The organism is Komagataeibacter nataicola (assembly GCF_003207795.1).
GTDB classification, from domain to species: domain Bacteria; phylum Pseudomonadota; class Alphaproteobacteria; order Acetobacterales; family Acetobacteraceae; genus Komagataeibacter; species Komagataeibacter nataicola.
The window spans coordinates 263387-275468 of the sequence record NZ_NIRT01000001.1 but is presented as its reverse complement, the minus strand read 5'-3'; the positions used below and the strand labels follow the sequence as shown (position 1 = coordinate 275468).

General features: G+C 65.2%; 17 protein-coding genes. 7 read left to right on the top strand and 10 right to left on the bottom strand.

Annotation, left to right across the window (positions count from 1 at the left end; genetic code table 11):
- Nucleotides 1–18: 18 nt before the first annotated feature.
- Both CDI09_RS01330 and CDI09_RS01325 read left to right on the top strand, forming a co-directional pair.
- A complete protein-coding gene (locus CDI09_RS01330) occupies nt 19–1188 on the top strand; it encodes a serine hydrolase domain-containing protein (RefSeq protein ID WP_078524593.1) in 1170 nt (389 codons plus the stop codon).
- A 24-nt stretch (nt 1189–1212) separates the two neighbouring features.
- On the top strand, nt 1213–1731 hold the full coding sequence (locus CDI09_RS01325; protein WP_078524592.1) for a hypothetical protein: 519 nt from the start codon (nt 1213–1215) through the stop codon (nt 1729–1731).
- A 111-nt stretch (nt 1732–1842) separates the two neighbouring features.
- Here the strand turns inward: CDI09_RS01325 and CDI09_RS01320 are convergent, their stop codons facing one another.
- The 8 genes from CDI09_RS01320 to CDI09_RS01285 all read right to left on the bottom strand — a co-directional run bounded on the left by CDI09_RS01320 (nt 1843) and on the right by CDI09_RS01285 (nt 7349).
- On the bottom strand, nt 1843–2022 hold the full coding sequence (locus CDI09_RS01320; RefSeq protein WP_078524591.1) for a DUF1674 domain-containing protein: 180 nt from the start codon (nt 2020–2022) through the stop codon (nt 1843–1845).
- Nucleotides 2023–2107: 85 nt separating this feature from the next.
- On the bottom strand, nt 2108–2830 hold the full coding sequence (gene ccmI, locus CDI09_RS01315; protein ID WP_078524590.1) for a c-type cytochrome biogenesis protein CcmI: 723 nt from the start codon (nt 2828–2830) through the stop codon (nt 2108–2110).
- 7 nt (nt 2831–2837) lie between these two features.
- Nucleotides 2838–3317, bottom strand: coding sequence for a cytochrome c-type biogenesis protein (locus CDI09_RS01310; protein ID WP_078524589.1), 480 nt, complete (start codon nt 3315–3317; stop codon nt 2838–2840).
- A complete protein-coding gene (locus CDI09_RS01305; protein WP_078524588.1) occupies nt 3314–3886 on the bottom strand; it encodes a DsbE family thiol:disulfide interchange protein in 573 nt (190 codons plus the stop codon). Before CDI09_RS01305 ends, CDI09_RS01310 begins: the two co-directional genes overlap by 4 nt.
- The gene (locus CDI09_RS01300; protein WP_078524587.1) at nt 3883–5862 is read right to left on the bottom strand and encodes a heme lyase CcmF/NrfE family subunit; all 1980 of its coding nucleotides are present in this window, start codon (nt 5860–5862) and stop codon (nt 3883–3885) included. Before CDI09_RS01300 ends, CDI09_RS01305 begins: the two co-directional genes overlap by 4 nt.
- 19 nt (nt 5863–5881) lie before the next feature.
- Entirely contained in the window at nt 5882–6406 is a 525-nt protein-coding gene (gene ccmE, locus CDI09_RS01295) for a cytochrome c maturation protein CcmE (RefSeq protein ID WP_078524586.1), read from the bottom strand.
- The gene (gene ccmD / locus CDI09_RS01290; RefSeq protein WP_078524585.1) at nt 6403–6549 is read right to left on the bottom strand and encodes a heme exporter protein CcmD; all 147 of its coding nucleotides are present in this window, start codon (nt 6547–6549) and stop codon (nt 6403–6405) included. Before ccmD ends, ccmE begins: the two co-directional genes overlap by 4 nt.
- Nucleotides 6546–7349 carry a heme ABC transporter permease gene (locus CDI09_RS01285; RefSeq protein WP_078527710.1) on the bottom strand — a complete coding sequence of 268 codons (804 nt, stop codon included), beginning with the start codon at nt 7347–7349 and terminating at the stop codon, nt 6546–6548. The genes ccmD and CDI09_RS01285 overlap by 4 nt, the downstream gene beginning before the upstream one ends.
- Before the next feature lie 177 nt (nt 7350–7526).
- On the opposite strand from CDI09_RS01285, the gene CDI09_RS01280 reads away from it, so the two are divergent.
- From CDI09_RS01280 to CDI09_RS01270, 3 genes are all read left to right on the top strand, one after another.
- Complete coding sequence (locus CDI09_RS01280) at nt 7527–7820, top strand: YciI family protein (protein WP_078524584.1); 294 nt, start codon at nt 7527–7529, stop codon at nt 7818–7820.
- Between the two features lie 9 nt (nt 7821–7829).
- Nucleotides 7830–8243: an EVE domain-containing protein gene (locus tag CDI09_RS01275; protein ID WP_078524583.1), complete on the top strand. Its 414-nt coding sequence runs from the start codon at nt 7830–7832 to the stop codon at nt 8241–8243.
- Between the two features lie 178 nt (nt 8244–8421).
- Nucleotides 8422–9267, top strand: coding sequence for an EcsC family protein (locus CDI09_RS01270; RefSeq protein ID WP_078527708.1), 846 nt, complete (start codon nt 8422–8424; stop codon nt 9265–9267).
- Between the two features lie 101 nt (nt 9268–9368).
- On the opposite strand, the gene CDI09_RS01265 is transcribed toward CDI09_RS01270, so the two are convergent.
- Both CDI09_RS01265 and CDI09_RS01260 read right to left on the bottom strand, forming a co-directional pair.
- A complete protein-coding gene (locus tag CDI09_RS01265) occupies nt 9369–9569 on the bottom strand; it encodes a hypothetical protein (protein WP_078524582.1) in 201 nt (66 codons plus the stop codon).
- Between the two features lie 25 nt (nt 9570–9594).
- Nucleotides 9595–10569 carry a 2-hydroxyacid dehydrogenase gene (locus CDI09_RS01260; RefSeq protein WP_078524581.1) on the bottom strand — a complete coding sequence of 325 codons (975 nt, stop codon included), beginning with the start codon at nt 10567–10569 and terminating at the stop codon, nt 9595–9597.
- An 83-nt stretch (nt 10570–10652) separates the two neighbouring features.
- On the opposite strand from CDI09_RS01260, the gene aat reads away from it, so the two are divergent.
- On the top strand, nt 10653–11336 hold the full coding sequence (gene aat / locus CDI09_RS01255; protein WP_078524580.1) for a leucyl/phenylalanyl-tRNA--protein transferase: 684 nt from the start codon (nt 10653–10655) through the stop codon (nt 11334–11336).
- Nucleotides 11337–11434: 98 nt separating this feature from the next.
- Nucleotides 11435–12067: a DUF4412 domain-containing protein gene (locus tag CDI09_RS01250; protein WP_236944662.1), complete on the top strand. Its 633-nt coding sequence runs from the start codon at nt 11435–11437 to the stop codon at nt 12065–12067.
- Nucleotides 12068–12082 lie beyond the last annotated feature (15 nt).

Sequence of the window (12082 nt, the reverse complement as noted above, 5' to 3'; positions counted from 1 at the left end):
TCATGAAGGAACACGATCATGTCCATAACCCAGCCGGAGACGGCCCGCATGTCCGGGCGGGTGCGCGATGTCATGGAAGGCGCTGTGGCCGCAGGCCGTCTGGTCGGCGCGGTGGTGCTGATCGCCGTTGATGGCGATGTGGTGGTGCGCGAGGCCGTGGGTCTTGCCGACCGCGAAACCAGCCGCCCCATGCAGGTCGAGACCCCCTTTCGCTTCGCTTCGCTGACCAAGCCGGTCATCACCGCCGTGGCGCTGGCCCTGGCGGAGGAAGGACGGCTTGACCTTCATGCCCCGATCACGCGCTACCTGCCCGATTTCTGTCCCGCCCTGCCTGATGGCAGCCCCTGTCAGATCACGTCGCACCAGTTGCTCACCCATACCAGCGGGCTGACATATGGCTTTTCCTTCCCGCAGGATAATAACCCCTATACCCGCGCGGGCGTGTCGGATGGCATTGCCGAGCCGGGGTTTTCGCTGGCCGATAATCTGGCGCGGCTGGCCACAACGCGCCTCATCTTCGCGCCGGGGCAAGGATGGGCCTATTCGCTGGGGCTGGACGTGATGGGTGGCGTGATCCAATCCGTGGCCGGGTGCACGCTGCCCGAGGCGCTGCACCACCATGTGGGCAGCCCGCTGGGCTGGGAACAGACTGGCTTCACCCCGCCCGCGTCCGGCATGCTTGCCACCTGCTATGCTGATAACAGGCCTGCTCCCATCCGCATGGGGGCGGAATACGTGCTGCCCCGCCTGCTGCCCGGTGGCGGGGTAGGGGCCATCCGTTTTGCGCCCGACCGGATCCATAACCCCGCCTCCTATCCCTCAGGCGGGGCGGGCATGGTGGGGAATGCACCGGAATTCCTTGCATTTCTCGAGGCGGTGCGGCTCGGTGGCGAGGGGCTCCTCTCGCCCGCATCGGCCATGCTGTTCGGGCGCAATGCCACGGGTGCGATCGAGATGGGACCGCTCATGCGTGGGCGTGGTTTCGGTTATGGCGGGGCGGTCATAACCGACTCAACCGCCGCGCGCACGCCGCTCAGCGCGGGGAGTTTTACATGGGGGGGCGTGTACGGGCATCAATGGGTGGTGGACCGGGCGCGGGGCATGAGCATTGTCATGCTCAGCAACACCGCGCTGGCGGGCATGGCGGGCAGCTACCCCGATGCGGTCGTGGCCGCCGCCTGCGCATGATGAGAGAGAAGGCTGGGAACTGTCATGTCATTTGGTGAACGCGTCAATCAGTTCGACGCCTGGCTGCTGGACCGGATTTTCCAGCCTGTTGCCGATGCGCTGCCCGAGCGCCTGACGGCGATGGACGTGGGCATGAGCTTTCAGGTCGGCTCGATCGTGCTCTCTGCCGCCTCCATTTCCGCCCTGCTGGTGCTTGATGGCATGACGGTCAACAACCTCATTACCAATGTGCTGGGCTGGTTTTTCGAGGTGATTTTCTATATCGGCATCCACCGCATGCGGGCCATGGTGCGGCCGGGTTACCAGAATCCCTTTCGCATCATGCTTGCGGGCATGCGGCCCATTTCCATTCCGTTTGCGGCCTATGCGCTGTATCAGGCCGTGACGGCGGATGCGGTGTATGAACTCGCGCTGTGGTTCAATTCGCTCTCGCAGCTTGTGTTCGTGGCCGGGATCTACCTGATCTCGTGTAACGTGCCACCGCCGGGGCACCGCGCGCGGCAGACATCCTTCGGACGTGGCCCGCTGCCCAATGAACTCTGAGTAGAAGGTCTTGGTGAAGCTTTTTTCAAAAAGCTTCGAAAGACGCCGCCTTTTTTCAAAAAGGCGGCACCCAAAAACTTCTGTTATTTCTTAAGGAAATGGGTAGCGGGATCAGAAATCCACGCAGCGTCCCTTGACCGTCCAGTCGCCGTAGCGGGTGGGTTCGGGCCCCTTGGGGCCGCCCACTTCATCGGCCTCGGCGGGCTGTTTCAGCAATGCGGCTTCCTTGGCCGCTTCATCCTGCGCGCTATCAGCCACAGGGGCGGGTATGGGGGATTTGTCCTTGCTCATGCCCGCCAGTTTCCGCCCGGTACGGGCAGGCTGGCAAGTGCAAAAGACTGCATCAGGCCACGGTAGCGCGTTATTGATGTTCCGGTTACTGATGTTCCGACTGGGCAATGCGCTGCTGCACGGTCATGCGCCATGGCGCATCTGCCGGTGCCGCATCGAGTGCACGGCGGTACAGGTCTGCTGTCTCGGGCGAGATATGGCCATCATCGGCCATCATCTGCGCTTCCGCGGCCCGTGCGGCTACCTCGGGGTCGAAACGCTGCTCGATGGCGCTGCGCCAGGCCTGGGCTGCGGCGGCGTAATGATCGCGCCCGGCCTCGGCCTGGCCAAGCAGCACGTAACCCTGGAACAGGCTCGGATCACCGGGCGGGATCTGCCTGAGCTGGTCGCGCAGGCGGTCGATCAGCGCGTCGTTGCGGTGATCCGCGTTGTGCATGGCCACAAGGCGCGGGGCCAGCGGCTGGGCGGGCAGGCCGGGATGGCCCACGGTCATGTAAAGCGCAATGGCCGCAACCGGCAGCCCCACGAGGGCGGCTGCAATCGCTCCGGTCGAAGCGCCCTTGCTGGCAATGAAGGCAGGCAGCATGTCGGCCCCGAGCACGCGGCGCTGGATTTCCAGCCGCGCGCTATCATGCTCGGTGGGCGCGATCATGCCTTCGGCCAGATCGCGCTCGAGTTCGGCCAACTGGGCCTGATGCAGCACCAGTGCGCTCTCGCGCTCGTCACGCAGCAGCGTGGTGCGGCGGAACGACAGGAGTGCGGGCACAAGCGCGATCACGCCAAGCAGGCAGATACCAATCCAGATCATATCAATCTCAGCGTGTTTCGGTCAGGTCGGACAGGCGGCGGCGTTCTTCATCCGAAAGTGGCGGCGGCGTGGGCGCGCGTGGCCTGCGGAAGGTCCACCACGCAATGCCGATGCCAATGCACAGTGCGAGCAGCGGCATGACCCACAAAAGCAGCGTGCCGATGGTGAAGGGCGGCTTGAGCCGGATGAAATTGCCGTAGCGGTTGACCATCCAGTCCATGATCTGCTGGTTGCTCTCGCCCTTGGCCACATGCTCGCGCACCACATGGCGCAGGTCGCGGGCGAGATCGGCGCTGCTGTCCTCGATCGATTCGTTCTGGCACACAAGGCAGCGCAACTGCGCGCCAATGGCCTCGGCGCGCTGCTCCTGCGCCGGATCGGGCAGCATTTCCGATGGGTCATCCACCGCCAGCGCCACCAGTGGCGCGAAGATAAGGCAGGCCAGCAGGGCAATCAGGCCACCACGGCGTAGGGGATGTGTGTTCATGGCTTAAGGCTGTCCGCCAGCGGCATGATGGTGTTGGTAATCATGGCCTCGGTAATGGGGGAGGCGGTGTGCCAGCGGATGATCCCGCCCGGCCCGATCAGGAAGGTTTCCGGCACGCCGGACACGCCCCAGTCAATCGCGGCCAGCCCGTCATGATCAGCCGCGATGCGGGCATAGGGGTTGCCCGCGCGCTGCACGAAGCCAAGCGCGTGCTCGGGCTTGTCCTTATACGCAATGCCCCAGATCGGCAGCCTGTCCTTCAAAGCGTTGAGTACCGGCATTTCGGCCACGCAGGGAATGCACCACGAGGCGAAATAGTTCACCAGCACCGGTGCTTTCAGCCCCCGCAGATCGGTGGCCGAGAAACCGGTGCCCGGCGCCTGATCAGGCAGCGCGAAATCGGGCACGGGACGGTTGAGCGCGGGGGCATGGATGTCATGCGGGTCGAACGAGCCTTTGGTCATGCCCGAGAGCATGCGCCAGAAGCCTACGCCAACTCCGCCCGCCACAATCAGCGGGGCCGCCATGAGCAGGCGGCGGCGCGTGGGGGAAGAAGGCTGCCCGCTCATTGCACCACCACCACATCAACGGTTTTGGCCCGTCGGGGCGCGCCCACGCGCACCCGCCGGTCGGACAGGGAGAGCGCCCCGCCAAAGGCCATGATCAGCCCGCCCAGCCACATCCACGGCGCCAGCGGGTTGTAGTGCAGGCGCAGCACGTAGGTCGGGTTGGCGTCATCGCCATGCCTGTCGCCCAGCACGCCATAGATGTCGGCCATGAGGTTGGTATGGATCGCAACTTCGGTCGTGGTCTGGTGCTGGCTGGCAAACGTGCGCTTGGAGGGGTGCAGCGTGGTGACCAGCCTGCCATTGTGGCGCACTTCAATCGTGGCCACCAGCGCGGTGTAGTTCGGGCCCTCGGCAGGCTTCACGTCGGTCAGGGTCCAGCTATCGCCCGCCAGCATCTCGCTCTGGCCCACATGCACCTCGACAATGCGGTGTGCGGCCTGCGACATGCCGGCAATGCCCAGCACCACAATGCCCACGCCCGCATGCGCAATGGCTGCGCCAAACACCGCGCGTGGCAGGCTGCGCGCGCGCTGCCAGCTCTGGCGTAACGGCTGGCGGAACAGGCGCAGGCGCTCGGCAATGTCAGCAACACTCGAGCAGATCACCCACACGGCGGTGGCGGTGGCCAGCACCGGCAGGATGTCGCGCATCTGGAAGGTGGCGATAACAAGCGCCACGCCGGTCACGCAGGCGGCCCACCACAGGCGGCGCAGCACCGGCCACATCTGCGCGCGCTTCCACGGCATCATGGGGCCGAACCCCATGAACACCATGAGCGGAATGGCCAGCGGAATGGTGGTGGCATCAAAGAACGGCTTGCCGACCGAAATGGTCTTGCCGAACAGCAGCGACATGAAGGGCGGGTACATCGTGCCCGTCAGCACCACGGCGCAGATCGAGCACAGCAGGATGTTGTTGAGCACCAGCAGCCCCTCGCGCGAGATGGGGGCAAACAGCCCGCCCGTGGTCAGCTGCGGGGCGCGGATGGCGAACAGCAGCAGCGAGCCGCCAATGACAAGTGCCAGCAGGCCAAGGATGAACACGCCACGCGCGGGGTCATTGGCAAAGGCATGCACCGAGTTGAGAATGCCCGAGCGCACGAGGAACGTGCCCGAAAGCGAGAACGAAAACGTGCCGATGGCCAGCAGCACGGTCCAGATCTTCAGCGCCTCGCGTTTTTCCACCACGATGGCCGAATGCACCAGCGCCGTGCCCGTCAGCCACGGAATGAGCGAGGCGTTTTCCACCGGGTCCCAGAACCAGTAGCCGCCCCAGCCCAGCACGTAATACGACCACCATGACCCCATGGCGATGCCACAGGTCAGGAAGCACCATGCCGCCACGGCCCACGGGCGCACCCAGCGGCCCCAGGCGGCATCCACCCGGCCCTCGATCAGGGCGGCGATGGCAAAGGCGAAGGGCACGGCAAAGCCGACATAACCGGTATAGAGAATGGGCGGATGGAAGGCGAGGCCAGGGTCCTGGAGCAGGGGGTTCATGCCCTGCCCATCCATCGGCGCGGGCCACACGCGGGCAAACGGGTTGGATGTGGTGAGGCAGAACAGCTCGAAGCCTGCCGCAACCCCGCCGAGCACCGCAATCACGCGCGCCTGCAGCGCGGAGGGCAGGTTGCGGCCAAACAGCGCCACCGCACCGCCGCAGATGGACAGGATCATCGCCCACAGCAGCACCGAGCCCTCATGGTTGCCCCAAACGCCGGTGATCTTGTACAGCAGCGGCTTGCTGACCGCACTGTTTGCCGCCACGTTCTGCACCGAAAAGTCATTGGTGATGGCGGCATGAATCAGGCAGGCGAATGAGGTGATGAGCGCGATCATCTGCCCCACGGCCAGCGCAGGCGCCAGCGCCATCAGGCGTGCATCGCGGCGGCTTGCGCCAATCAGGGGCAGGATGGCCTGTCCGGCGGCCATGCAGCATGCCAGCGCCAGCGCAAAATTTCCAAGTTCCGGGTTCATTGTCGGATGTCAGTTTCCGTTAGGGCGTCTGGGTGGCCGGTTTTTTCGGCGCGTCGGCGGCGGTCATGGTGTTCCAGCTCGCGGCGTCGGGGGCCTTGCCAAAGCGGGGGTCCCACTTGCCGCTACGGCGCAGTTCCTCGGCCACTTCCTTGGGCATGTAGGTCTCGTCATGCTTGGCCAGCACCTCGCTGGCGCGGAAGGTGCCATCGGGGTTGACCGTACCCACGGCCACGACGCTCTGCCCCTCGCGGAACAGGTCGGGCAGGATGCCCTCGTAGCGCACGGTCACGGCGGCCTGCCCGTCGGTTACGTCAAAAATGGCGACCGGGGCGTCCTTCACCTTCTCCTGGTGCACGCTGCCCGCCACCACCATGCCCCCCAGGCGGATTGTGCGGTCAGCCGGTGGCGGCTTGCTGTGCACCTGCGAGGGCGCCATGAAGAACACGATATTGGAGGAAAAGGCATTGAGCGTGAGGGCCGCGGCCGAACCCAGCCCGATCATGCACGCCACCACCAGCCACAGGCGTCTGCTTTTGCGGGTCATGAGGGCTGGCGTGTCCGGGGCTGTTCAATGGCGGCAAGGCGCCTGCGGGCCTGACGCAGGCGCAGTGTGGCATTGACCGACAGGATGGCGGCAACACCAAGGGTCAGGCCATAGGCGGCCACGATATAGGGCAGGTGGGTCATGGGGTGGCGCGATCGGGCTGGGGGGCGGCAGCGGCGGACTGGCGGCCCCGGTTGGCGGCAAGGATGGTGCGCACACGGCTTTCCATGACCGAGGCGCGCAGGCGGGCGAGCACGATGGCCGCAAAGCCGAGCGTAAAGCCCAGCGTGGTCAGGCCAAGCGGCCACAGCATGGAGGTGGACATGGTGGGCGCGCCAGTCACCGTAATGCTGTCGGGCTGGTGGAGCGTATTCCACCACTGCACGCTGAACTTGATGATGGGCAGGTCAACCGCGCCCGCAAGGCCAAGGATGGCGGCGGCGCGGTAGCCGCGCTGCGGCTCGTCAAACGCACGGATGAGCGCGATATGGCCCAGATACAGGAAGAACAGCACCAGCACCGAGGTCAGCCGTGCATCCCACACCCACCACGTGCCCCACATCGGCTTGCCCCACAGCGAGCCGGTGGCCAGACATACGGCGGTGATGGAAGCGCCCACCGGCCCGATTTCCACCGCGGCGAGATCGGCAAGCGGGTGGCGCCACACCAGCGAGAGCAGCGAGCACACCGCCAGCCCCATATAACCTGATGATGCCAGCCATGCAGTAGGCACATGCACGTACATGATGCGCACGCTGTCGCCCTGCTGCCAGTCGGCGGGGGAGAAGAACAGCCCCCACACGATTCCGGCAAGCGACAGCACAAGGGCGGGCCATGTCAGCCACGGCTGCAGCTTCGCCCCCATGCGCAGAAAACGGCCAGGGTTGGCGTAACGGTGAAAAAGGTTACCGGTTCGCGCGGTAAGGCTTTGCGTTGCGTTCAAGGTTGATCCATCCGTGCCGGGGGCACCTGTCCCTGCAATGAAAACGGTCAAGAAATTCCGGTCTTCCCCCATGGGTGGGTAGGGGCTGACGTTTTGTTGCTCTACACTATCGCGTTAAAAAAGACACGGCCAGTCCTGTCCCAATCATGAGACAGCAGGCCTTCAGGAGGATAAAACATGCTGTTTGCCATCATCTGCACCGACAAGCCCGGCAGCCTCGAAACCCGCAAGGCGACCCGTGAGCGCCACCTTGCCTACCTTGAGCAGCACAGGCCGCACCTCGTGCACGGCGGACCGCTGCTGGACGCGGAAAACCGCCCCTGCGGCAGCCTGCTGGTGGCGGATATGGCCGACCGCGCGGCCGCCGAGGGATTCGCGGCGGAAGACCCGTATGCCAAGGTGGGCCTGTTCGAGAGCGTGGTGATCCGTCCGTTCCGTTCAGTTTTTCGTGATGGGCTGCGGGTGGAGTAGAAAACGGTCATGGCCTACTGGCTGATCAAGTCCGAGCCGGATGCGTTTTCATGGGCCGAGCAGGTGGAAAACGGTGTTGAACCCTGGACCGGCGTGCGCAACCACCAGGCGAAGAAAAACCTCGCGGCAATGCAGGTGGGTGACAGGGCATTCTTCTATCATTCCAACGTTGGCCGCGAGATCGTGGGCGTGGTCGAAGTGGCGCGTGAGGCCTATCCCGACCCCACGGCGGCGGATGGCAGGTGGGTGTGCGTGGATGTACGCGCCATCGGCCCGATGCCGCGCGCCGTGACGCTGGCCGCAATCAAGGCCGATCCGGCGCTGGCTGACCTGGCCCTGGTGCGGCAGTCGCGCCTTTCCGTCGTGCCGGTATCGGCAGAGCACTGGGCGCATCTGTGCCGCATGGGGGGCTGGAACAGCTAGGCTACGCCCGCGTTTCATGGCTGCGGGCACGGTCATGCCCGTTGCAAGAACGCCATCATGGTGCTGAAACGGTGGCAATTGCCGCATGGGCGTCGCGGCTGGCCATGTGGGGCCGCGCTGCCATGGCGCGGCCCACGGGCTGGCGCGCGGTACGATAGATCAGGCGAAGGGCATTGTAATGAGTGCAGGTTCCGCAAACGAACTGGCACCGCTGACGCTGGACAGCGCGTGTATTACTGAACTCCAGCAGGCGCTGGAACGTGTCGAGACCGGGCGGGGCGTGCTGGTGCGCCTTGCCGACCTCATGGGCGGTGCCGTGGGGCAGGCGGCCATGCTGGGCATGCGCACGCTGGGGCTTGCGCCCACGCTGCAGGCCAAGTTGCAGGCCACGGCGGAGGCGGCCATCCGCCGTGCGTTCGACCTCTCGGTCGTGGGTATGGACCGCCCGCGCGATGTCTCGGCCGAGGCCAGCGCCGGCAGTACGTGGCGCGACCCCGCGCTGAAAGCTGCGGTGACCGTGTCGGGTGCCGTGGGTGGCTTTACCGGCCTGCCAGGGCTGATGGCTGACGTGAGCTTCACCACCATGGCCATCATGCGCGAGATCGCCCGCATTGCGCGCGAGAATGGTGAGGATCTCTCCACCGAAGCCTCGCGCGCGGCCTGTCTTGAAGTCTTTGCGCTGCGCGCCTTCCCCTTTGGCGCGAAGAAAGGCGCGGCGGAGGAAAGCGAGCTTGGCTACTTCTCCGCCCGCGCCATGCTGCGTGGCCGCCCGGTGGTGATGCTGGTCAGCGAGGTTGCCACCCATTACGGGCTGGGCCTGTCACGCAAATTCGCGTTGCAGATGATGCCGGTGGCGGGCGCTCTGTGCGGCGCTTCGCTCAACGCGGCGTTCCTGTCGCATTACCGCGCGGTAGCGCAGGCGCATTTCACCATCCGCAGGCTCGAGCGTGAATACGGGCCGGAAGTGCGCCGCACCGCGGCCGACCTCAAGGCCCATGCCGCAAGCCAGGCGCGGGAAGCCTGAGACAGATGTTTTTCAGGCGCCGCCTTTTTTCAAAAAGGTGGCGCCCTTCTGAAGCTTTTTGAAAAAAGCTTCACCAGAAACGTCTGTTTTCAAAGAGTGTTTCAGGCCGTCTCTGAGCCGGCGTCCCCTTCTTTGGCCCCGGTGGAGCGGAAGGCGTTGCGCAGTTCAATGCACGTCGCCACCAGCATGAAGCCCAGATAGAACTTCAGCAGTGTGCCCAGTATGCCCCCGTAGCGGGGGGCAAGCAGGTCCAGCCCGATGGCGAGCAGCGTGAAGATGACGAAAATACCGGCAATGCCCATATCTGCTTCTCCGTAACGGGGCGGGTCAGCCCTTGACCGGGGTCAGGGCGGCGCGTCCGTTCAGCACGGCCTCCACGTTATCGAGTGCGAGCATGCCCATGTCGCTGCGTGTCTCGGTGGTGGCGCTGCCCACATGCGGGGTCAGGAACACGTTGGGCAGTTCGAGAAAGCGCGGATCGGGGTTGGGTTCGTTGCGGTACACATCCAGCCCGGCTGCTGCAAGCTGGCCGCTTTTCAGCGCCGCGATCAGGGCATCCTCATCGACAAGCGCGCCACGGGCGGCGTTGATGAAAATGGCGCCGCGGGGCAGGCGGCCCAGCAGCTCGGCATTGATCATGCCATCGGTTTCGGGCGAGGCAGGCAGGTGCAGGCTCAGGATATCGCAATGCGGCAGCATGTCGGTCACGGTGCTGAAATAGGTCGCACCTTCCTCCTGTTCGGCAGGCAGGCGGCGGCGGTTGGAATACATCACCTGCATGTCAAACCCCCGCGCGCGCCGGGCCACGGCGCGGCCAATGCGCCCCATGCCCACAATGCCCAGCCGCTTGCCGCTGATGCGCGTGCCCAGCATTTCGTCCATGGCCAGCCCGCGCCCCCAGCCCTGGCGCATCAGCGTGGTGTATTCCGCCGCCCGGCGCGCTGCGGTCAGCATGAGCATCATGGCCATGTCCGCATTGCAGTCGGTCAGCACGTCGGGCGTGTTGGTCACGATGATGCCGCGCGCATGCAGGGCGGCAATGTCGAGATGGTCGGTGCCGACGCTGACGGTCGCCACGATTTTCACGCTGTCGGGCAACTGGGCCACATCATCATGGCGGAGCGGCAGGCCGGTGTAGATAAGGATCGCCTGCGGCTGGAAGGCCCGGGCACCGTCGAGCAGTTCGCGCGTTGTGAGTTTATGCCCGGGTACGTCAGATATGTTAAAACTCTGTTCAATACGCTGCATTACGGGAAGGGTCTGGCGCTGGGTCAGCAGAAGGCGGGGACGGGTGTCGGACATGGGGGCTGGTTTCTCCTGCCATATGGGTGCATGCGGGGGGCGATCATGCCCAGGATTGCGTGCGAAAGGGTTATCCTAAGAACATGACGGGTCAAGAGACGGTTTCCATCACGCCGGACCTTATGTTGCGTGCCTACAGGGCCGGGCTGTTTCCCATGGCGCCCGATGCCCGTTCCGATGATCTGGAATGGTTCTACCCCGAGATGCGGGGCATCCTGCCGCTTGATGATGGTTTTCATGCCTCGCGCAGGCTCATGCGCACGGTGCTGTCGCAGCGTTTCGAGGTCACGGCCGACCACGATTTTCCCGCCGTGATGGATGGCTGCGCGGAACCGGCGCCGGGGCGCGAGAATACGTGGATCAACCCGCGCATCCGCGCCCTGTTCTGCCAGCTTCATGCCATGGGCCATGCCCATAGTGTGGAGGTTCGCCATGAGGGGCGTCTGGTGGGCGGCCTGTATGGCGTGGTCATAGGGCAGGCATTTTTTGGGGAAAGCATGTTCAGCCGCATGCGTGATGCCTCGAAGGTGGCGCTGGTGCATCTGGTGGCGCGGCTGCGCCTGGGCGGCTTCACGCTGCTCGATACGCAGTTTGGCACCGCCCACCTTGCCGGGTTTGGCGGGGTCGAGATCCCGGCCGATGACTACATGCGCCTGCTGGGCCGCGCGGTTGCGGGGCAGGCGGCATGGGTGGGCAACGATGAAGGGGCGCGGCTGCACGCCGCCCTGCTGGCCCTGCGCGGCGGGGTGGATGGGGCAGGCGGTTGACAGGGCCGTGCATGCGGGCTTCCGTCTGCGCAGATGAAAGGGAATATGTGATGAAGCATGCAACGGCCCGCCCGGCGCGGCGCGCGATGATGAGGCGCATGCGGCTGCCGGGCCGGGTGGCGCTCGTGGCGGCGGCGCTGTCCGCCACGGGCCTGTGCGCCGCGCGCGCTCAGGATGCCGCAAGCGTGCATCCGCCGCTCACCCCCACCCGTGACGTGCAGGTGGACTACAACGTGCAGCCCGATGGCGTGCCCGAGCCCAAGCCCATACGCACATGGTTTGCCTATAATGGCGGCCTGATGCGAATCGACAGCCCGCAGGGCATGGGCGAGACGATTCTCAACCGCATGAGCCGCCAGGTCACCATCATCATCAACCCGCAGAAGGTGTACAGCCAGCTTGATGCCCGCTACGGCATCCGCAACCCTTTCCTGCTTGACCTGTCCATGACGTTCGCGCGCAAGGGCACGTCAAGCGTTGCAGGTGTCGCCTGCACGCAGTGGGATGTCACGACCGACCAGGGTAACGCCACGGCCTGCGTGACCGATGATGGCGTGGTGCTGCAGGAGATCGGGGTTGATGGCGACGGGCTGAAAGGGCGGCTGGAGGCGACGAAAGTGGTCTATGGCCCCATACCCGACAGCATGTTCCAGCCGCCGGCGGACTATCGCAAGGTCGAGCCCCCTCCGCCGCCCGGCACGCCCGCGGCCAAGGACAACAAGGGCGGCTGACCGCCCGCCCGTTTT